At 72.8% G+C, this 20,577-nt stretch carries 17 protein-coding genes and 2 pseudogenes; 9 read left to right on the top strand and 10 right to left on the bottom strand.

Going from position 1 to position 20,577, the window contains the following annotated elements; all coding sequences use genetic code 11:
• The first annotated feature begins 16 nt into the window (after window positions 1-16).
• Window positions 17-256, top strand: a complete 240-nt coding sequence (locus ACZ7FF_RS12455) for a chaplin (protein WP_470811766.1) — start codon at window positions 17-19, stop codon at window positions 254-256.
• Window positions 257-304: 48 nt separating this feature from the next.
• Here ACZ7FF_RS12455 and ACZ7FF_RS12460 read toward each other — a convergent pair whose 3' ends face one another.
• Genes ACZ7FF_RS12460 through ACZ7FF_RS12480 form a run of 5 tightly spaced genes read right to left on the bottom strand, consistent with a single transcriptional unit; the run spans window position 305 to window position 4,731 of the window.
• On the bottom strand, window positions 305-1,981 hold the full coding sequence (locus ACZ7FF_RS12460) for a PP2C family protein-serine/threonine phosphatase (protein ID WP_470811767.1): 1,677 nt from the start codon (window positions 1,979-1,981) through the stop codon (window positions 305-307).
• On the bottom strand, window positions 1,978-3,024 hold the full coding sequence (locus tag ACZ7FF_RS12465) for a SpoIIE family protein phosphatase (RefSeq protein WP_470811769.1): 1,047 nt from the start codon (window positions 3,022-3,024) through the stop codon (window positions 1,978-1,980). The genes ACZ7FF_RS12460 and ACZ7FF_RS12465 overlap by 4 nt, the downstream gene beginning before the upstream one ends.
• Window positions 3,021-3,467 carry an anti-sigma regulatory factor gene (locus tag ACZ7FF_RS12470; RefSeq protein ID WP_470812235.1) on the bottom strand — a complete coding sequence of 149 codons (447 nt, stop codon included), beginning with the start codon at window positions 3,465-3,467 and terminating at the stop codon, window positions 3,021-3,023. Before ACZ7FF_RS12470 ends, ACZ7FF_RS12465 begins: the two co-directional genes overlap by 4 nt.
• Window positions 3,467-3,847, bottom strand: a complete 381-nt coding sequence (locus ACZ7FF_RS12475; RefSeq protein WP_470811771.1) for an STAS domain-containing protein — start codon at window positions 3,845-3,847, stop codon at window positions 3,467-3,469. The genes ACZ7FF_RS12470 and ACZ7FF_RS12475 overlap by 1 nt, the downstream gene beginning before the upstream one ends.
• On the bottom strand, window positions 3,844-4,731 hold the full coding sequence (locus ACZ7FF_RS12480) for an STAS domain-containing protein (RefSeq protein ID WP_470811772.1): 888 nt from the start codon (window positions 4,729-4,731) through the stop codon (window positions 3,844-3,846). The genes ACZ7FF_RS12475 and ACZ7FF_RS12480 overlap by 4 nt, the downstream gene beginning before the upstream one ends.
• A gap of 261 nt (window positions 4,732-4,992) precedes the next feature.
• Here ACZ7FF_RS12480 and ACZ7FF_RS12485 point away from each other — a divergent pair, with 261 nt between their 5' ends.
• Complete coding sequence (locus ACZ7FF_RS12485; RefSeq protein ID WP_470811774.1) at window positions 4,993-5,538, top strand: MarR family winged helix-turn-helix transcriptional regulator; 546 nt, start codon at window positions 4,993-4,995, stop codon at window positions 5,536-5,538.
• A 915-nt stretch (window positions 5,539-6,453) separates the two neighbouring features.
• Here ACZ7FF_RS12485 and ACZ7FF_RS12490 read toward each other — a convergent pair.
• The 4 genes from ACZ7FF_RS12490 to ACZ7FF_RS12505 all read right to left on the bottom strand — a co-directional run bounded on the left by ACZ7FF_RS12490 (window position 6,454) and on the right by ACZ7FF_RS12505 (window position 10,692).
• Window positions 6,454-7,185, bottom strand: coding sequence for a class I SAM-dependent methyltransferase (locus tag ACZ7FF_RS12490; protein ID WP_470811776.1), 732 nt, complete (start codon window positions 7,183-7,185; stop codon window positions 6,454-6,456).
• Window positions 7,186-7,408: 223 nt separating this feature from the next.
• On the bottom strand, window positions 7,409-8,602 hold the full coding sequence (locus ACZ7FF_RS12495; RefSeq protein ID WP_470811778.1) for an acyltransferase family protein: 1,194 nt from the start codon (window positions 8,600-8,602) through the stop codon (window positions 7,409-7,411).
• A 570-nt stretch (window positions 8,603-9,172) separates the two neighbouring features.
• On the bottom strand, window positions 9,173-10,141 hold the full coding sequence (ku, locus tag ACZ7FF_RS12500; RefSeq protein WP_470811779.1) for a non-homologous end joining protein Ku: 969 nt from the start codon (window positions 10,139-10,141) through the stop codon (window positions 9,173-9,175).
• A 95-nt stretch (window positions 10,142-10,236) separates the two neighbouring features.
• Entirely contained in the window at window positions 10,237-10,692 is a 456-nt protein-coding gene (locus ACZ7FF_RS12505) for a hypothetical protein (protein ID WP_470811780.1), read from the bottom strand.
• 255 nt (window positions 10,693-10,947) lie between these two features.
• Between ACZ7FF_RS12505 and ACZ7FF_RS12510 the strand changes: the two genes are divergently transcribed.
• From ACZ7FF_RS12510 to ACZ7FF_RS12525, 4 genes are all read left to right on the top strand, one after another.
• Entirely contained in the window at window positions 10,948-12,204 is a 1,257-nt protein-coding gene (locus ACZ7FF_RS12510) for an abortive phage infection protein (RefSeq protein WP_470811782.1), read from the top strand.
• A 424-nt stretch (window positions 12,205-12,628) separates the two neighbouring features.
• A complete protein-coding gene (locus tag ACZ7FF_RS12515) occupies window positions 12,629-13,066 on the top strand; it encodes a Fur family transcriptional regulator (RefSeq protein WP_470811784.1) in 438 nt (145 codons plus the stop codon).
• A 33-nt stretch (window positions 13,067-13,099) separates the two neighbouring features.
• On the top strand, window positions 13,100-15,325 hold the full coding sequence (katG, locus tag ACZ7FF_RS12520; protein ID WP_470811786.1) for a catalase/peroxidase HPI: 2,226 nt from the start codon (window positions 13,100-13,102) through the stop codon (window positions 15,323-15,325).
• 267 nt (window positions 15,326-15,592) lie between these two features.
• Window positions 15,593-16,300, top strand: a complete 708-nt coding sequence (locus ACZ7FF_RS12525) for a DUF4232 domain-containing protein (RefSeq protein WP_470811788.1) — start codon at window positions 15,593-15,595, stop codon at window positions 16,298-16,300.
• 53 nt (window positions 16,301-16,353) lie between these two features.
• Here the strand turns inward: ACZ7FF_RS12525 and ACZ7FF_RS12530 are convergent.
• Window positions 16,354-16,642 (bottom strand): annotated as a pseudogene (locus tag ACZ7FF_RS12530) (GlcG/HbpS family heme-binding protein); the annotation flags it as partial.
• Between ACZ7FF_RS12530 and ACZ7FF_RS12535 the strand changes: the two are divergent.
• The 3 genes and pseudogenes from ACZ7FF_RS12535 to ACZ7FF_RS12545 all read left to right on the top strand — a co-directional run.
• Window positions 16,642-16,986 (top strand): annotated as a pseudogene (locus ACZ7FF_RS12535) (sensor histidine kinase); the annotation flags it as partial. The pseudogenes ACZ7FF_RS12530 and ACZ7FF_RS12535 overlap by 1 nt on opposite strands.
• Before the next feature lie 275 nt (window positions 16,987-17,261).
• The gene (locus ACZ7FF_RS12540; protein WP_470811789.1) at window positions 17,262-19,439 is read left to right on the top strand and encodes a putative Ig domain-containing protein; all 2,178 of its coding nucleotides are present in this window, start codon (window positions 17,262-17,264) and stop codon (window positions 19,437-19,439) included.
• A gap of 171 nt (window positions 19,440-19,610) precedes the next feature.
• Window positions 19,611-20,570: an SDR family NAD(P)-dependent oxidoreductase gene (locus tag ACZ7FF_RS12545; RefSeq protein ID WP_470811791.1), complete on the top strand. Its 960-nt coding sequence runs from the start codon at window positions 19,611-19,613 to the stop codon at window positions 20,568-20,570.
• The last annotated feature ends 7 nt before the right edge of the window (window positions 20,571-20,577 follow it).

Consider the following 20,577-nt stretch of genomic DNA (forward strand, 5'->3'; position numbering starts at 1 on the left):
CCAGTGAGGCAGATCCATGCGCATTCGCAGCATCGCCACAACGGCCCTTCTCGCAGGCGGTATCGCGCTGGGAGGCACCGCGACCGCCCAGGCCGACCCCGGCCCGACGACCGGCACCGCCAGCAACAGCCCGGGTGTGATCTCGGGCAACGTGATCCAGGTGCCCATCGGAATCCCGATCAACGCCTGCGGCGACACCATCGACCTCATCGGTCTGCTGAACCCCGCCGGCGGCACCGTCTGCTCCTCGCAGTGATGCCGCCCGTGTGCCGGCCCTCCGCCCCGGGGGCCGGCGCACGGCTGTTCAGGACGCCGTGGTGCGGCAGAGCAACAGACAGATGTCGTCGTCGTGTTCGGAGTCGTGCAGCATCGGCTTGAGCAGCGAGTCGGCCGCCGCGTCCAGGTCCTCCAGATCCGCCGTGTCGAGCGCGCCCATGGCCCGCGTCAGCCGGTCGATGCCCGCGTCGATCCCGGCGGACCGCCGCTCCACCAGACCGTCGGTGTAGAGCGCGAGCGTGGAGCCGGCCGGCAACTCCACGGTGTGCTCCTCGTACTCGTACGGCACCGGAACCCCGAGCATGATCCCCGGCTTCGCCTCCAGGACCCGCACCTCGCCCCCGGGCCCGCGCGCGATCGCGGGCGGATGCCCGGCGGCCGCCCACACCGCACCCGGGGCTCCCGGCGTGAACCGGGCTATCGCACAGGTCGCGTACAGCTCCGGCGCCTGGTGGCGCAGCATCCGGTGCAGAAGGGTGAGGATCCGGGCGGGCCCGTTGCCCTCGACGGCGTACGCGCGCAGTGCGGTGCGCAGCTGGCCCATGACCACCGCGGCGTGCAGCCCGTGCCCCGTGACGTCCCCTATCACCGCGAGCACGCTCCCGTCGGGCTGCGGGAACGCGTCGTACCAGTCACCGCCGATGTTCAGACCGTGCGTGGCCGGCAGATAGCGGGCCGCCAGTGCCAGGCCCGGCGTGCCGGGCAGTTCGGTGAGCTGGGCGCGCTGCAACTCCTCGGCCACGTCCCGGTGCTGCTCGTACCGGCGGGCGTTGTCCAGGGCGATGCCCGCCCGCCGGGCCAGCTCCAGCAGCATCACCGTGGTGTCCGGGTCGAACCGGTCGCCGGGCGCCGTCAGCGTCAGCACACCCTGCGCCGTCCGCGCGCCGAGCGGCAGGCACAGCAGCGGCCGGTCCGGGGACAGCGCCGAGGCCGGCAGGTCGTCCACGCCCGGAAGACCGGCGGGGTGCGGACCGGCGTGCTGCGGCCGCCCGGTGCGGGCCGCCGTCACCGTGGCCGCCGCCCGCCCGGTGGGCGGCGCCTGCTCCTCGTCCACCAGCCATACGTCGACGTGCCCGGCGTACGCCGGAACGAGCAGCCGCGGCAGCCGGCGCAGGATGTCCTCGTGGTCGAGGGAGGCGTTCAGGGCGGCGCTGGCGTTGGCGAGGAAGGTCAGCAGCCGGCGGGCGTTCTCCGCCTGGGCGCGCGCGGCCCGCTCGGCGTCCAGCAGTTCGCGCTGCGCCAGCGCCGCGGCCTCCAGTTCGCCGTGCAGCGCCAGCACGCCCTGATTGGTCTGGTGCAGTTCCTCCCGGTGGAACCGGATCAGCTCCTCGGTCTCGTCCAGGCGCTCGAGTACGCCGGCGGTGTCCTCGTCGGCCCGCAGCAGCGCCTCGGCGAGCCCGGCGCCGTCCAGGTCGGCGGGCCGGGGGAGGGGATCGGGGAGGGGGGAGGGGCAGACCAACGTGTGGTGCCACGGGTCCGGCTCGCGCAGGCCGACACGCAGAGCCCCGTCGCCGTCGACGGTCAGGGTCAGTTCCAGCCGGTCCCCGTCCAGGACGCGGCTCAGGCGGGCGCCGAGCGCGGTGAGGAAGCGGGCCCGGTCGAGCGCGGGCACACCGGCGTCGGCCGCGAGCCGCGCCAGCAGGGCACGGGCGCGGGCCGCGTCCGCGGCGCCGGCGAGGATCCAGGTGTCAGAGGTGACTGTCATGGGCGCTGGTCCGGCGGTCGGGGGGCCAGTACGGCCACGCTGGTGTCGTCGCGTAGGGGGCGGGCGGGGCTGCCCGCGTCCCGGAGGATGGCAGCGGCCAGCACCGAGGGATCGTGGGCGAGCAGGTGCGGGTCCTCCGGAGGGGTCCAGCGGCTGGGCAGCCCGTCGCTGTGCACGACGAGCAGGCTGTCCCCGTGCCACGGCACCCGGCGCAGGGGGACCTGCGCCGGGAAGTACGCCCCGACGATCCCCGGGTGCGAGACCAGGGACGTCCAGCCGCCCGCGGTCTTCAGCCGGGCGCCGACGTTGCCGACCCCGGCGAAGGCGAGTTCGGCCCGTTCCGTGTCCACCTGGGCCACGGCGACCGCCGCGCCCCGGGTGCGGCGCAGGGCGGTGTGCAGCCGCCGCAGGATGTCCACGGGCGGCAGGTGCGCGGTGCGGCGCAGCTCGGCCACCGCCGCGGCGGACGCGTGCGCGGCCTTCGCGCCGTGCCCGAGACCGTCGGCGAGCAGCAGCGTCAGCAGCCCGCCGGAGCGCACCCACGTCCAGGTGTCACCGCACTCGTCGGACTGCGCCAGTGCCACCGCGATCCCGCCCGCGGGCACGTCCGCGGCCGGACGACCGCGGACGACGGGCTCCGGGTCCATCCGAGCGGTGGCCACCGTCCCGCGGCCCGGCGTGCCGTGCAGCCGGAAGGAGTTCGCGATCCGCAGGCAACTGCCCAGCCCGGCCCCCAGGGAGGCCCCGGCGGTGGTGTAGCCGTCGCGCAGCGCCGCGGTGACATCGGCGATGCCGGGCCCGTGGTCGAGCGAGAAGAGCTGCACCGAGGTACCGGAGCCCGACGGCGGAGCCACGAGGTTCACCACCATGCTGCCCCCGCCCGCGTGCTTGAGCAGGTTGGTGGCCAGCTCGGTGGCGACCAGCTCTCCGGCGGCGGTGCGCTCCGCGCTGAGCCCCGCCCGCCCCGACGCCTCCCGGACCGCCGCCCGGGCGTCCCGCACCCGGGTGGAGTCGTGCACCGGGATCTCCCACACCCGGGTCATGCCACCCCCGGACGTGACGAGGGAACCTGGGTCACCCAGGCGACGGCCGTGACGGTCGTGCCTCGGCCGGGCTCGGTGTCCACGCTGAACTCGTGGACGAGCCGCTTGGCGCCGCTCATCCCGAGCCCCAGGCCGCCCCCGGTGGTGTAGCCGTCGGTCATGGCCATCTCCAGGTCGCGGATGCCCGGGCCGCTGTCGACGAAGCACATCTTCAGGCCCCGGGCACGGCCGTTGTGCAGTGGAGTGATCTCCGCCCGCCCGCCGCCGCCGTGCACCAGGGTGTTGCGGGCCAGCTCGCTCGCGGCGGTGACCAGCTTCGTCTGCTGCACCAGCCCGAAGCCGAGCTGTGCCGTGCACTGCCGCACCTCCTGCCTCACCCACGCCAGATCCGCGTCCGAGCCGATGGGCAGGCTGGTCGCCGACGCATGGCCGGACGACTGCATCATGTCCCCCCCTGGGACAGGAGTTCCATGGCCCGGTCGACGTCCAGCGCGGTGACCAGACCGGGCAGGGCGAGGCCCAGCTCGACCAGGGTGATCGCCACCGCGGGCCGCATGCCGGCCAGGACCGTACGGGCCGCCAGCAGCCGGGCCGTGGAGGCGATCTCCGCGAGCACCCGGCCGAGAAACGAGTCGACGATGTCCACTCCGGAGATGTCGATCACCACGCCGGTCACCCTGCTCGTGGCGATACGGTCGGTGATGTCGTGCTGCAGCTGTTCGGCCATGCCGTCGTGCAGCTCGCCCTGCAGCGAGACCAGCAGTACGTCGCCCAGGGCGAGCACGGGGACCTGGGTGGGCCGAGCGGGCACGGGCTGGTTCACCGGACGCTCGCACCCGTGTCCGCGCGCGAGACCTCGATGCCCTGCTGGCCCAGCGCGTAGGCCAGCGCGTCGGCGAGCGACGCCCGGGTGAGCACCGAGCCCAGGTCGATGCCGAGTTGCACGATGGTCTGCGCGATGGCCGGGCGGATGCCGGAGACGATGCACTCGGCCCCCATCAGCCGCGCGGCCGCCACCGTCTTCATCAGGTGCTGGGCGACCAGCGAGTCGACGGTCGGCACGCCGGTGATGTCCAGGATCGCGTACCGGGCGCGCTGGTCGACGATGGCCTCCAGCAGCGACTCCATGACGATCTGGCTGCGCGCGCTGTCCAGGGTCCCGATGAGCGGTACGGCGACCGTTCCCTCCCACAACTTGATGACGGGGGTGGCCACTTCGAGCAGCTGCTGCCGCTGTCGTTCGATCAGTTCCGTACCCGCGTCCAGGGCGGTCTCCATCACCACGAGGCGCAGGGTGCACAGCAGCAGGGTGAGCGCCGTCAGGCCCTCCTGGGACTGCGGTGCCGCCGGGTCGGTGAACTCCTCGCGCAGCAGCTCCACCGCGGGCTCGCGCAGCACGGCGACCTCGTCGGCGATCTGGGACGGCGTGGACCCGGCCCTGGCCCGGGTCTGTGTCATGCGCCCCAACTGCTCGCGCACCGGCAGGAACCCGGGCGCGGCGATGTCCTCCAGCCGTCCGCTCAGTGCCACGTCGGACAGCGCGTCCACCACGGCCTTGCACGCCTCGACCGCCTCGTCACGGGAGACGGTGAACACCGAGCGGAACAGGGGAGCGTCCGCCCAGCGCTGGGCGATCTGCTCCCGACGCCGCTCCAGGAAGGAACTCACCAGTTGCGGCGCCGATGCGGCCGCGTCCTGTTCCGGCACTCTCGATCCTCTCCTCTTGCAGCAGTCGGGTGCCGTGGGGGGCGGCACCAAGCGAATAGTTGTCGTACGGCAACAGTAGTCCGCGTTCTCCGGCCCGCCAAACCCCGGCCCACGGCCCCCGTCGCCGGCCCCGGACGCCAACTGGGGCCGCGCCGCCGGACGGTGGCGGGAGCCGGGAGTGACACCCGGCGCCTCGTCATGTGTCGGTGTTCTGCCGCCTAGTACGCTGGCGGATGTCCCAGTGCCTTCGAGAGGGGGACCGTGGCCGCCTTCCGCACCCGTCCACCGTCCGACGAGGCCGCAAAGGTGACCGCCACGGCCGCGGAGCTGCTGGAGGTGCTGTGGGGCCGCGCGCCCACCGCGCCCGCCTCCGCCTCACAGGTGCGGGTGCTGCTGGTCCTCGAACAGCACGACGGCATCAACCTGCGCACGCTCGCCGGCAGCCTGGGCACCGCGCCCCCGTCCGCGAGCCGGCTCTGCGACCGGCTGGAGAGCAGCGGGCTCCTCGAACGCGCGCCCGGCTCAGCCGACCGGCGCGAGGTGCGGCTGCGGCTGAGCGGCAGGGGCCGGTCGTACCTCGCCGTCCTGCGCAACCGCAGGGCGGGGCAACTGCTGGCCGTGCTCACCGCCATGCCGCCGGCCAAACGGGACGCCCTCCTGGAGGGCCTGCACGCGTTCTGCACGGCCGCGGCCCCCCGAATCCTCGATATCACCGTGCGTGCCGAGGGATCCACACCGGACCGGAAGCGGGCCGCGACCGAGCCCATCGGGCATGAGGACACCAGGTCGGAGAACCCGCGGGGGTAGGCACCCCTGGCCGAGCACCGGCACTGGGACGACGGCGGGTCGGAGAGCCTCTGACGGAAGGTGCGCGTGCCGGAGGGACCGGGGCGGGTGGCATCCGTGGCCGGGAACCCAGGGCCGGAAGACGGCAGGTCGGAGAGCCTCTGACGGGTGGCGTCTGTGCCGGAGGGCCCGGAGAGTCCGCGGCGGGAGGCATCCGTGGCCGGCAGCCCACGGCCGGAAGGCGGCAGGTCGGAGTGCCCCTGGCGGAAGGTGCCCGTGGCGGAGGGGCCGGGGCGGGTGGCCGACCCGGTGAGTCCGCGGCGGGAGGTATCCGTGGCTGGGAGCCCGCGGTGGGGAGACGGCGTGGTGGAGGGTCGCTGACGGGTGGTGGCCGGTGCGGAGGGCCCTCGTGGGGAGTCGGCCGGGAGGGGCGGCTCGCCGTGCGGGAGGGGCGGGGCGGACTGCTCACTACGAGAGGCGTCCGCGGCTGAGGATCCCGGCCCGGACGCGGTGATGGTCGACGGCACGGGCGGCGTCCCGGGCCGGGCGGCCGGGACGGCCCCGGAGCCCCGTGCCTCGTGCTGCCGGCCGGTCTGAGTCAAGGGGCACGGTCCTGCCGGACCGCGCCACCACCGGTGCGGAGGGGTGGCGGAGGGGCCCACCCCGGTCTCTTTCCCGCGCACGTCGACCCGGCTCCTTCGTTGCGTCAAGCGGTTTCGGCCCGGCGGGGCACCCCGCCGGGCCGGTGTCGGGGGCCGTCTACCCCGGATCGCGCCGTACTCTCCCAGGTGTTGCGCACGTCACCCGGGAGGGCGAACATCCGGCCCGTGCCAGGCCCCTTCGCAGGCCGCGCGCCAGGCCCCGGACGTCCGGGTTTCGCCTGGTGGAACACGCGCGACTCGACAGTCGCCGCCCGGGGGAGATCCCGGCACCCGTTCAGGCAGGACGGCGGAACAGGGCCGTCCACAGGAACGCCTCCCCGAACAGCGCGGAGTCCGCCGGTTCCTGCCGCATGGCACGCGACTCCACCACCTCCAGACCGGAGAAGATCCGGCGTAGCGCCCCGGGCGTGTAGGCGAGGCCGCCGTGCAGCCCGGGCTCGCGGTAGAAGGCCGCGTCGGGGAGCTGCGAGCCCATGCGCCCCGCGGCGAAGCAGGTGAGCGCGAAATACCCGCCCGACGCCAGCGCCCGCTCCAGGAGAGCGAGATGGCTGACCCGGCGGTGGGGTGGCAGATGGTGGAAGAACCCGGAGTCGTGGATCAGCCCGTACGGGCCGCGGAGGACGTCCGTGGTGAGGGCGAAGGCGTCTCCGCAGAGGAAGCGGACGGTGGAGCCCGCCGCGCGGGCGCGCTCCCCGGCCCAGGCGATCGCGGCGGGGGAGAGGTCGACGGCGTCCACCTCGAAGCCGCGCGCGGCGAGATGGAGCGCGTTCCGGCCCGGGCCGCACCCGAGGTCCAGCGCCCGGCCGGGGGCGAGAAGGCCACGGTCCAGATACGACACCAGGCTCTCGTCCGGCTTCTCGGTGAAGAACCGCACCGGCCGGTCCCGGTCCGCGTAGAAGCCGTCCCACCAGTCGGCGGCGCCGCCCGTCCAGCGGTCCGCCTCCGGTGCGAACAGTCCGTCCAGTAGCCGCAGTACGTCCTCCACCGTGCGGATGCTCCGGTCCATCCCGCCCCCTCTCGCGATGCGGAGAACCTAGGGGCGGGCGCGCTGGAGCACCAGGTCACACGGCTCGGCCCGAGGGCGTCGACGGGCGTCCGGCGGCACGGCGGGTAGCGGGCGGACGCCAGGCCCAGGCTCCGCCCCGTCGCGCCGCACGCCCCCGAAGGGCCCCCGCAGGGGCCCTTTCCGGGCGGACCCGGGGGCACTTCTTCGACGGTTCGCGGCCGACTCAGTCGGACGCGGCGGCCGGAGCCTCGCGCGTCGCCGCGGCCGGATCCGGCTGCTGCTGCGGCTCCTGCTGAGGGGCCGGCCGGCGCCGTCGTCGCAGCAGCAGGCGTCTGGCCGGGCACTCGACCGCCTCGTACAGCAGCCAGGACAGCCCGAGCGACACCGCGAACGCGGTCGCGGTGACGGCCACCCCCGCCAGGGCGCCGAAGTGCGGCTTCGTACCCAGCAGATTGGTGGCGGCGCGCAGCACCAGCAGATGGATCATGTAGAAGGCGAACGACAGTTCCCCGAGCCGCACTATCCGCCGGTGCCGCCACAGGGACGGCAGCCCCTGCAGGTCCGCGACGGCCGCCGCCGGGATGAGCAGGGCGAAACCGGCGATGGTGCACACCGTGGCGGAGTAGCCGGGCGCGACCTGCGGGACGAAGAAGTAGCCGATGATCGCCAGGGCGAGCGAGGCCTCGAGACCGGGCCCGCGCCATCGGCCGAGCAGCACGAGCCGCGCGGTGACCGCGCCCAGCACGAACTCGGGCAGCCGTGCGGCGGGGAACGAGTACAGCGCGTACCTCCACCAGTGGTGGGCGTCCGCCCGGGCCAGCACCAGGATCGCCGCCACGGACAGGAGGCCCAGCGCGGCCGACCCGCGCACCCCGAGACGGCGCAGCAGCAGGATCAGCAGCGGGAAGGAGGCGTAGAAGAACGCCTCGCAGGCGAGGGACCAGCTGACCGGGTTCAGGGTCTGCCACCAGGGGCGCCACCAGGAGTGCAACAGCAGCACATTGGCGAGTGCCTGGTTGGGCGCGGGTTTCGTCTGGTGCGCGAGGGTGTACGTCATGACCACGGCCACGGCGCAGGTGACCAGGTGCACGGGGTAGATGCGGGCGATGCGCCGGCGCCAGAAGCCGAGCGCTCTGTCGTGTGGCCGTGCCGACCAGGTCAGCACGAATCCGGACAGTACGAAGAAGAACGACACTCCCGTGGCACCGGCACCGAATCCCCAGGAAACGAGGCGGCCGCCGGTGCCTCCGAAGTAGCCGAAGTTGTTCACGTGCAGTCCGAACACCAGCATGGCCGCCATCCACCGCAGTCCCGTCAGGGACGGCAGGGAGGGAATGGCGGCTGGTGGGAACCGGGCGTTCGTCGCGCCGGTTCGGTTGGGCGGCGTCCGGAGCGCCCGGGGCGTCGCCGTGGTCATCGAATCACCTGCCGCAGAGGGTTGGCGTGGGGCATGAAGGGGAACGTTGCCCGTTCATCGGCCTTCCATCACTTCACATGGCAAACATCACACTGCTGGCGAACGAGGCTACCCCCCGTATGCCACGGACGGCGGCACCGGGTACAGCCGTACGAGTGACGGACGACACCGCCGTTGACCACGCTGCTTCCGCCCCCGCGAAGAACCCCCGGACCCGGCCCGGACCGCCACCGGACACGTACGGCGACCGGACAGGTACCGCGACCGGAAACGGACCGCCACCGGAAACGGGCCGTCCTGGAACGGGCCGGCGGACGGTGCACCGCCGCGCCGGAGATACAGGTGGGCTAGGCGGCCGGCTCCTTGCTGATGCGCTCCGGCATGAATGCGGAGGACTCCCTGGCCCGCTCCTCCCACGCGAACACGCGGTCCGCTGCGCCCTCCAGCGCCTGGAGAACCCGGAACCGGAGCCCAGGGGAGTCGAGTTGGAACCGAAGCTGGTGGTACGGGGGACCACGGGACCCCCGCCGGAGTGAGCGACCGGGACGCGGGACCCTGAGCAGGACGGCCTCAGGCCGCGGCGCCCAGCGCCTCGATGAGCTGCGCGCGCGTCATCCTCGAACGGCCCGGCACGTCCGCCGCGGTCGCCCGCTCGTACAGCTCCGCCTTGGAGAGGGCGGAGAGGTCCTCGGCCGGCTCGCGCTCGCCGCCGCGGTGCTTCCCGGCGCCCTTGCCGGACCTGCGGGCCCTGCCCCGGGAACGGCTCTGCTCGACGCTGCGGTTGAGCACCTCCATGAGGTCGATGACGTTGGTCGCCTCCGGCGGCTCCGGCTCGCCGACGACCTCCTCGCCCTTCTGCTTCGCGGCGACGAGCCGCTTGACGCGTTCCTCGTAGGTGTCGCGGTAGTCGTCCGGCTTCCATTTGATGGTGAGGGCGTCGATCAGCTGCTCGGCCGTCCGCAGCTCTCTGCTGCTGCTCCTGGTGCGCCGGTCGGGCAGCAGGTCCACGACGTCGGCCGGGTCGCGCACCTCGTCGGCCCAGTGCAGGGTGTGCAGCACCAGGACGTCCGGCTGCGCGCGCAACGCGGTCAGATACTCCTTGCCGCGCATGGTGAGCGTCGCGATGCCCGCCTTGTCGGACCGCTCCAGGGCCGCCCGCATCAGCTCGTACACCTTCGTGTACTCCTTGCCGCGCGGGCCGACGTAGTACGTGCGGCCGAAGTAGACCGGCTCGACCTGGTGAAGATCGACGAACCCGGCCATGTCGATCACTTTGGACCGTCCCGGGGCGATCTCGTCCAGCTCTTCGGGCTCCACGATCACGTACTCGCCGTCACCGAGTTCGAAGCCCTTGACGATCCGGTCGGTGTCGACCTCCTTGCCGGTGCGCTCGTTGACCCGCTTGTTGCGGATCCGGTCCGAGGTGCCGCGCTGGAGCTGGTGGAAGTGCACCGTGTGGTCCTCGGTGGCGGTGTACAGCCCCACGGGCAGTGTGACCAGCCCGAAGGTCAGGACCCCGCTCCAGATCGGTCTCGCCATGTCCGCCCTCGCCTCCCGTCCCACCGAACGCCACCGCTCACGGCCAGTGTCTTATCGCCGACACCTTTCGGCCACCGACTGCTTTCCGGCGGGCGTCAGCCGTAAAGGCCGATCATGGAGGCGAGGAACATGGTGGCCGCAGCGGTGAGGCCCAGGGTTCGGTGGCGGGGCCATGCGGCGAGGGCGAAGGAGTATGACCAGGCCGCGCCGGTGAGGGCGACGCCCCACCAGGCGGCCGTCGTCTGGGCGGCCATGAGCGGGATCGGTGCCAGCACGAGCGTCGGTGGGACGACGGCGAGGCGTGGCCTGATGCCCAGCCGCTTGTAGACGACCATCAGGACGAACAGGGCGGCCGTGAGGACAAGCGGGATGGCCGTCATGTTCCACCTGGTGAAGCAGAGGCCGTCGGCCGTGCCGCAGATCCGGTCGCTGCGACCGTAGGCCCACGAAAGATAGAGCCGGGCGCCGGTGGCCAGAACCGCTCCTGTGACGGCCGCGCCGAACACGCGCGGCAGGACGGCCTGGGGTTCTGCGGGTGGGATGGTGGTCATGGCCGCAGCCTCGCGCAATCGGCGGTCAGGGGCGTGAGTACGGATACTCAGCCCTAGGCGTCAAAGCTGAACGAGCTGACTGGCCAGGCGACTTGGTCAGGACTCGGATGCGCGCCTAGTGGCCGACTCGCCCCGGCGCACAGCGGAGCTTCGGCGCGCGCACCGACTTTCGATGTCGTGGCCCCCTCTTTCGGCTGAGCTTCGTAGACCCTCGGCGGACGGCGCTCGCGGAGCCGGAGTCGGCAGGGTGGCGGCATGGAGAGGACCAAGGGGATCAAGCGCGCGCGGTTCCTGGCCGGACTGGCGTCCGCCGGGCTCGGGGCGGCACTGCTGCCGACGGGTTCGGCCCGGGCGGCGGAGGAGCGCCAAGGGCATACGGGCCGGGCGGCCGGGGAGCGGCAGGAGTATGCGGCCGGGGAGCGCCAGGGGTGTGCGGTCCGGGCGGAGGAGGTGCGCCAGGGGTGTGCGGCCGCGGCTGCAGGGCAGCGGCGCGGACCGCGTGGGCTGCGGCACCGGGGCGTCGTCTACACCGTCGGGGCGGGGGAGACGCCGGGCACGGGCTTCAGCGCGGACCGGATGCGGCAGGACATCCGGGCGATCCGCGACGACCTGCACGCCGACACCGTGGACGTCACGGGCGACGGCGTGGAACGGCTCACGGCCACCGCCGCCGAGGCCGCCGAGCGTGGTCTGCGGGTGTGGCTCCAGCCGACGCTGGGGGACGTGCCCGCACGGGACGTCCTGGAGCACCTCGCCGAGACCGGCCGGTTCGCGGAGCGGCTGCGTCGGCAGGGGGCCGCGGTGGACCTCAGCGTGGGCTGCGAGTTCTGGCTGTTCGTGCCGGGCATCGTCCCGGGCGACACGGCCCTGGAACGCGTCCGGAACCTGCTCGACGGCCGGGTGGACCCCGTGGCGATGCAGCGCCGCCTGGACCGCTTCACGGCCAGGGCGGCCGCGGTCGGCCGTTCCGTCTTCCGCGGCCGGCTGAGCTACGCGGCGGCGCAGGACGACCGGGTGGACTGGCGTCTCTTCGACGTCGTCGGCATCGACTACTACTCGTACTTCCCGGACCGGGCCGACCACGTCCGGGAGCTGACGCGGTACCTGCGCTGGGGCAAGCCGCTGGCCGTCACCGAGTTCGGCACCTGCGCGTACGTCGGCGCACCCGAGGCCGGCGGGATGGCCTGGGACGTCGTGGACCACGACAAGAAGCCTGAGGAGATCAAGGGCGGACTGGTCCGCAGCGAGCGCGCGCAGGCCGAGTACGTCACGCAACTCCTCGACGCCTTCTCGTCGTTGGACCTGTACGCCGCGATGGCCTTCGAGTTCGTGACTCCCGACGCCCCGCACCGCCCCGGCGATCCCCGCCATGACCTCGACATGGCGAGCTACGCCGTCACCCGGACGGTGTGGGACCACCCGGGCGACCCCGCCCCTGGCTGGCACTGGGAGCCCAAGGAGGCCTTCCACGCCCTGGCCCGCCGCTACCGGTCCGCACGAGCACCCCGCTGAGCGGCCCGGGTCCATGCGCCGAGCCGTGTCTGGTCGGCCGGCCCGGATCCGTGCGCCGAGCCCCGTGTCCGGTCGTCCGGCCGCGCTCGTGCGCCGGGGGACGTGTCCGGTCGACCGGCCCGTGCGCCAAGACGATGCCCGATCCGTGCGCCGAGACCGTGCTCGACTGCTCGGCCCGTGCCCCGGGGTCGTCCCCCGCGGCACCGGCGGCTCACCCGTTCGGAGGATGCCCCGGCTTGCCGCGGCGTCGTCGGCGGGCCGGGGCCACATGATGCCTGCATGGCCCCGACCGCCCGCCGGACCGCCCGCTCCCGCCGTGGCGGGCAAAGCCACGCGAAGGCAAACACCTGCCCATCGAACGCGGCCAAAATTGTATTGCTCGTTTTCTTGAACCCTTCGTGTTTCTGAGGGTAGGTTCGGCCTCATGACCGCCTCCCCGACCCCGACCACCGCCGAGGAGCTCCGCGGTGCCGGCCTGCGCGTGACGGCAGCCCGCGTCGCGCTGCTGGAGACCGTCCGGGACGGCGACCACCTCGGCGTCGAGGCGATCGCCTCCGGGGTCCGCGACCGCGTAGGCCACATCTCCCTGCAAGCCGTCTACGAGGCCCTGCACGCGCTCACCGCGGCGGGCCTCGTGCGCCGTATCGAGCCGGCCGGTCACCCGGCCCGGTTCGAGGGGCGCGTCGGCGACAACCACCACCACATCGTGTGCCGTTCGTGCGGTGCCGTCGTCGACGTCGACTGCGCAGTCGGCGACGCGCCGTGTCTGACCGCATCCGACGACCGCGGCTTCTCCATCGAAGAGGCCGAGGTCGTCTACTGGGGCGTCTGCCCCGACTGTTCCACCGGCCGCAGTTCCTGAGCACCGAGTTCCGCACAGTTCGGAAGGATTGCCATGACTGAGAACCACGACGCGATCGTCACAGACGCGAAGTCGGAGGGGGGCAGCGGCGGCTGCCCCGTCGCGCATGACCGAGCCCTGCACCCGACCCAGGGTGGCGGCAACCGCCAGTGGTGGCCGGAGCGGCTCAACCTGAAGATCCTTGCCAAGAACCAGCCGGCGACGAACCCGCTCGGTGAGGAGTTCGACTACGCCGAGGCGTTCCAGGGCCTCGACTTCCCGGCCGTGAAGCGGGACATCGCCGAGGTGCTCACCACCTCGCAGGACTGGTGGCCGGCCGACTTCGGTCACTACGGCCCCCTGATCATCCGTATGGCGTGGCACAGCGCGGGCACGTACCGCATCAGCGACGGCCGTGGCGGCGCCGGCGCCGGGCAGCAGCGCTTCGCCCCGCTGAACAGCTGGCCCGACAACGTCAACCTGGACAAGGCCCGCCGCCTGCTGTGGCCGGTGAAGAAGAAGTACGGCCAGAAGATCTCCTGGGCCGACCTGATGATCCTCGCCGGAAACGTGGCGCTGGAGTCCATGGGCTTCGACACCTTCGGCTTCGGCGGCGGCCGTGCGGACGTCTGGGAGTCGGAGGAGGACGTCTACTGGGGTCCCGAGACCGACTGGCTGGACGACAAGCGCTACACCGGCGACCGTGAGCTGGAGAACCCGCTCGGCGCGGTCCAGATGGGCCTGATCTACGTCAACCCCGAGGGCCCGAACGGCAACCCGGACCCGCTGGCCGCGGCCCGCGACATCCGCGAGACGTTCCGCCGCATGGCGATGAACGACGAGGAGACCGTCGCGCTGATCGCCGGCGGCCACACCTTCGGCAAGACCCACGGCGCCGGCCCCGCCGACTCGGTCGGCGTCGACCCCGAGGCCGCAGGCCTGGAGGAGCAGGGCCTCGGCTGGCGGAGCACCTACGGCACCGGCAAGGGCCGGGACGCCATCGGCTCCGGCCTCGAGGTGACCTGGACCGCCACCCCGACCCAGTGGGGCAACGGCTTCTTCGACATCCTCTTCGGTTACGAGTGGGAGCTGACCGACTCTCCGGCCGGCGCCAAGCAGTGGGTGGCCAAGGACGCCGAGGCCATCATCCCCGACCCGCAGGACCCGTCCCAGAAGCGTCTGCCCACGATGCTGACGACCGACCTGTCCCTGCGCTTCGACCCGATCTACGAGCCGATCTCCCGCCGTTTCCACGAGAACCCGCAGGAGTTCGCCGACGCCTTCGCCCGCGCCTGGTACAAGCTCACCCACCGCGACCTGGGCCCGAAGTCGCTGTACCTCGGCCCGGAGGTCCCGCAGGAGACGCTGATCTGGCAGGACCCGCTGCCGGAGCGCGAGGGCGGCCTGATCGACGACGCCGACGTGGCGGCCCTGAAGACCAAGCTGCTCGACTCCGGACTCTCGGTGTCCCAGCTGGTCACCACCGCCTGGGCGTCCGCCTCCACCTTCCGGGCCAGCGACAAGCGCGGCGGCGCCAACGGCGCCCGGATCCGTCTGCAGCCGCAGCGCGGCTGGGAGGTCAACCAGCCCGACGAGCTGGCCCAGGTGCTGCGCGTCCTCGAGGGCGTCCAGCAGGACTTCAACGCCTCCTCCGGCACCAAGAAGGTCTCCCTGGCCGACCTCATCGTCCTCGGCGGTGTCGCGGCCGTCGAGAAGGCCGCCAAGGAGGCCGGCTTCGAGGTCCGGGTGCCCTTCACCGCGGGCCGCGTGGACGCGAGCGACGCGCAGACCGACTCCGAGTCCTTCGAGGCGCTGGAGCCGACCGCGGACGGCTTCCGCAACTACCTCGGCAAGGGCAACCGCCTGCGGGCCGAGTTCCTGCTGGTCGACAAGGCGAACCTGCTGGACCTGACCGCCCCCGAGATGACGGTGCTCGTCGGTGGTCTGCGCGTCCTCGGCGCCAACCACGCCCAGACGCAGCTCGGCGTCCTCACCAAGACGCCCGGCGTCCTCACCAACGACTTCTTCGTCAACCTGCTCGACATGGGCACGACCTGGAAGTCGACCTCCGAGGACCAGACCACGTTCGAGGGCCGCGACGCCGTCACGGGCGAGCTGAAGTGGGCCGGCAGCCGCGCCGACCTGGTCTTCGGCTCCAACTCCGAGCTGCGTGCGGTCGCCGAGGTCTACGCGAGCGACGACGCGAAGGAGAAGTTCGTGAAGGACTTCGTCGCCGCTTGGGACAAGGTCATGAACCTGGACCGGTTCGACCTGAGCTGATCCACGCTCCGAAGGCGCCCGGACCGACCCGCAGAGGCCGGTCCGGGCGCCTTCGCCGTACGAGCGGAAGAAGTGACCTGCTCACGAGCGCGACCGGGTCCTCCCGCACGAGCGTGGCCGTGGCCGACTGTCGCGGAACCGTCACGGAAGATCCACGATCGTCACAGGCGGTCCACAGCGGAAACCCAGGGTCCCCGGACTGTGTCTCCGCCGGTGAGCACCGGCACCGAGCCGGCCGCGGCACGCACACCGACATCGGGGGACCCCATGCACCACCGCAACACCATCCGACTCGCCGCCTCGGCGACAGCAGTGATCGCCGCCGCCCTGTCGCTGACGGCGTGCGGACCGGGCGACGGCGACGGGGCGGCCGGGACGTCGTCCCCGTCCCCGGCCTCCGCCGCCCCCTCGCACACCGCCACCACCACGAGCCCGTCCACGGCCGCACCGACCTCGGGATCCACCGGCGGCGGCGCGTCGACCGCTTCCGCGGCCCCGGTCTCACCCGCCGCCGACACGTCGGCCGGTACGGCGCCGACGTGCTCGCCGTCGGCCGTGGAGGCGAAGGCCTACCAGGCGGCCGTCCGCCCGCAGGGGACCGGCACGGGCGCGGCGGTCGTCGAGTTCACCAACGTCTCCGGTCACGCGTGCGTCCTGCGGGGTCACCCGTCGGTGGCCGGGGCCGGCAACGGGTCCCCCGAGCACAACAGCCCGCTCAAGGTCACCCCCACGGGCACCGGGTCGGCCGTGCGCCTCGCGCCCGGCGGTAAGGCATGGGTCAAGCTGACCTTCGTCCAGGTGCAGGGCGAGGGCGACGGGTACTGCGCGTCCGGTGCGAAGCCCGTCGTCTACCCGACCCTCGTGGTCGGACTGACCGGCTCGGGAGCACACCAGGTCGCCCTCTCGGACGGCCAGTTCGCCGAGTGCGACAACACCGTCACGGCCACCGCCGTCTCGGCGGTGAAGCCGTCCTGACCGGCGACTGATCAGCGGGCGGCCGCGGCGTCGGGGACGACGGCCGCGGCCGCTCAGCGGCCGAGCGCCGCGGCCCCCGCTCGCGCGTACTTCTCGTCCAGGTCGCCGGACGGCGCGCCCGCGACGCCGATGCCCGCCACGGGGGTCCCCTTGGCGGTCACCGGGGTGCCGCCCGCGAGGAAGAGGGTGCCCGGGATGTCCTTCAGGGCCGGGGCCTGGGCCAGCCGCCCGGCCAGTTCCGAGGTGGGCGTTCCAGGAGACGGCGGTGAACGCCTTGCGCCGCGCCGACTCGTACGACTGCGGGCCCGCCCCGTCCCCGCGCAACGTGACCAGGATCCGCCCCGCGCCGCCTCGTCTGGCTCGGCCTGGTCGTCGGGGCCTGGGCGCTGCTCGTCGTCCTGGCCCCGAGCTTCGCCTGGTGCGCGGTCCCGCTGTTCTGCACCGGCCTGCGCACCCTCCCGCCGCGCGCCGCGATCCCGCTGGTCGTCCTGCTGACGGCACTCGCGGTCGCGGCCCAGCTCGGCCTCGCCGGCTGGCCCGACCCGAACGTGCTGCTGGCACCGCCTGCCGTCGCGGCCGTGGCCACCACCGTCTTCGTCGTCATGCAGCGGCAGTCGGCCCGCCAGGGCGCCCTGATCGACGACCTGCCGCGCGCGGGCTCCCCTCGGCGCGCCGCCCGTCGACGGAGTTGGTCCGCATCCCTTGCGCCGTGTCATGTACGGGTCCAGACTCCCGCCTTGCGAACACGCGTGCACGTCGCGCGAACGTCCTTCACCCCCACCGTCGGGCGAACTCCGGCTGCCTGAAGGGATGTTCAGTGTCACGCTCCACATCCGGCCGAAGGGGCCGCGCGGCCGCGTCCGGCTGATCGGGACGACCAACCACCGAGCCTGACGGCGCGACTTGGGCTGCGCCCTTCACGTAGATCGAGCCCGCGCTGTCGCAACCCCCCAGGAGAGAGATGTCCAGACCGGCAAGAGCGAGAGTCCCCTTGCTCATCGGCGCGCTGGCCGCGGCGACAGCCTTGGCCACCCCGGCCCTGGCGGCCCCGCGCCCGCACGCCGCGGCCCCCACCCTCGCCCAGGTCAGCAGCGACCCGTACACCGACTCCCAGGCCCAGCACGCCACCGAGGTCGAGCCGGACACCTACAGCTTCGGCGGCACCGTCGTCTCCGCGTTCCAGGTCGGCCGGGTCTCCGGCGGCGGGGCCTCCAACATCGGGTGGGCGACGTCCTCCGACAGCGGGCAGACCTGGACGCACGGCTTCCTGCCCGGCTCCACCACGAACACCGGCGGTCCCTACTCGGCCGCCAGTGACGCCTCCGTGGCCTACGACGCCAAGGACGGTGTGTGGATGGTGTCGTGGCTCGGCATCCGCTCCGGAAACAGCGTCGACGTCGACCTGAGCCGCTCCACCGACGGCGGGCACACCTGGGGCGCGCCGGTCACCGTCTCCACCGGCACGTTCGACGACAAGAACTGGACGGTCTGCGACAACCACTCGTCCAGCCCGTACTACGGCCACTGCTACACCGAATACGACGACGCCGACGCCGGTGACGCCGAGCACATGAAGACCTCGGCCGACGGCGGCGCCACCTGGGGCGCGCAACGCAGCCCGGCCGACAACCCGAGCGGGCTCGGCGGACAGCCGGTCGTGCGGCCCGACGGCACCGTCGTCGTACCGTTCTCCTCCGCCAGCGAGGACAGCGAACGCTCCTTCACCTCCGCCGACGGCGGCGGCAGTTGGAGCTCCAGCGTGCAGATCGCCACGGTCTCGCACCATCCGGTCGCCGGTCTGGAGGACGACGCCGCCGACATGTCCCGGCTGGACACCCTGCGCGAAGGGCCCCTGCCGTCCGCGGAGATCGACGCCTCCGGCCGGGTCTACGCGGTCTGGTCCGACTGCCGGTTCCGCAGCGGCTGCGCCGCCAACGACATCATCATGTCGACCTCGGCGAACGGTACTTCGTGGAGCGCCCCGGCCCGCGTGCCGATCGACGCCGTGGGCGGCACCGCCGACCACTTCGTGCCCGGCATCGGTGTGGACCCCAGCAGCTCGGGCAGCACGGCCCGTATCGGGCTGACGTACTACTACTACCCGAACGCCTCCTGCACGGACACCACCTGTCAACTCGACGCCGGCTACGTCTCCTCCGCCGACGGCGGCGCCACCTGGACGACGCCGACCCAGCTCGCCGGCCCCATGACGCTGGCCTGGCTGCCGAACACCTCACAGGGCCGGATGTTCGGCGACTACATATCGACGTCCGTCCTGTCCGGCGGCAACGCCGTCACCGTGATCCCCGTCGCCCACGCCCCCAGCGGCAGCACCTTCGACGTGGCGATGTACGCACCGGCCGGAGGCCTGCCGATCGGCGGCGGCCAGTCGGGCGGCAACACCGTCACCGTCACCGACCCGGGTGACCGGACCGGCACCGTGGGCACCGCGGCGAGCCTGCAGATCACGGCCACCGACTCCTCCTCGTCCGCCAGGCTCACCTACGGCGCGACCGGACTGCCGCCCGGTCTGGCGATCGCCTCCGGCACCGGTCTGATCTCCGGCACCCCCACCACCGCCGGCACGTATCACGTGACCGCCACCGCCACCGACGACACGGGCGCCACCGGTTCCACCACCTTCACCTGGACGGTCAACCCGGCCGGCGGCGGCACCTGCACGGGCGCCGGTCAGAAGCTGGGCAACCCGGGCTTCGAGTCCGGCAACACGGTGTGGTCCGCGAGCTCGGGCGTCATCGGCCAGTACGGCTCACAGGGCGAGCCCCCGCACGGCGGCACGTGGGACGCGTGGCTCGACGGCTACGGAACCTCGCACAGTGACACCCTCTCGCAGTCCGTGACGATCCCGTCCGGCTGCAAGGCCTCCCTCAGCCTGTACCTGCACATCGACACCGCCGAGACGACGAGCTCCACCGCCTACGACACGCTCACCGTCAAGGCGGGCAGCACCACACTGGCGACCTACTCCAACCTCAACGCCGCCACCGGCTACAGCCAGAAGACCTTCGACCTCTCCTCCCTCGCCGGGCAGACCGTCACCCTCACCTTCACCGGCATCGAAGACCGGTCGGCCCAGACCTCGTTCGTCATCGACGACACCGCCCTCACCCTCAGCTGATCCCCGGCAAAGTCCCGCTGCCCCGCCGCGGGGAGGGCGCCCGATCGAGGCCCGCCCTTCCCACGGCCCGGCACACCGTTCCACCCTCACCGGACCGGGCCGCGGATCTCGCGCGTACGGCTCAGGGCCCGGGTTGACTTCGAGAGCACTCCAATCCGTACCGTCTGGGACATGAGCACTGCACAGCACAAGATCGGATCCGGTTTCGGCGCGACGAGCACCGCCGACGACGTCCTGCGGGGCATCGACCTGACCGGAAAGCTCGCCGTGGTCACCGGCGGTTACTCGGGCCTCGGCCTGGAGACCACCCGCTCGCTCGTCAAGGCCGGCGCCCACGTCGTGGTGCCCGCCCGCCGCCCGGCCACCGCCGCCGAGGCACTGGCCGGCATCCCCGGCGTCGAACTGGACGAACTGGACCTCGCCGACCTGGAGAGCGTGCGCGGCTTCGCCGAGCGCTTCCTCGCCTCCGGGCGGAACATCGACATCGTGATCGACAGCGCCGGCGTCATGGCGTGCCCGGAGACCCGCGTGGGGCCCGGCTGGGAGGCCCAGTTCGCCACCAACCACCTCGGTCACTTCGCCCTCGTCAACCGTCTGTGGCCCGCGATCGCACCCGGCGGCGCCCGGGTCGTCTCCGTCTCGTCCCGCGGCCACCACTTCTCCGGCATCCGCTGGGACGACGTCCACTGGCGGCGGGGATACGACAAGTGGGAGGCGTACGGCCAGGCCAAGACCGCCAACGTCCTCTTCGCCGTCCAGCTCGACAAGCTCGGCCGTGACGCCGGTGTCCGCGCCTTCGCCCTGCACCCGGGGGGCATCATCACCCCGCTCCAACGGCACCTGCCCAAGGCGGAGATGATCGAGCGCGGCTGGATCGACGAGGACGGCAACGCGCTCAACCCCGAGGGCTTCAAGACCCCGCAGCAGGGCGCGGCCACCCAGGTGTGGGCGGCGACCTCGCCCCAGCTGGACGGGCTCGGCGGTGTCTATCTGGAGGACTGCGACATCGCCGAACCCGCCCCGGAGGACGACCGCGTCGGCGTCAGGGACTGGGCCGTCGACCCCGAGCAGGCCGCTCGGCTGTGGGACCTGTCGGCGCAACTGACGGGCGTCGACGCCTTCGCCGCCTGAACCCGAG

Source organism: Streptomyces sp. NPDC037126 (assembly GCF_055605965.1).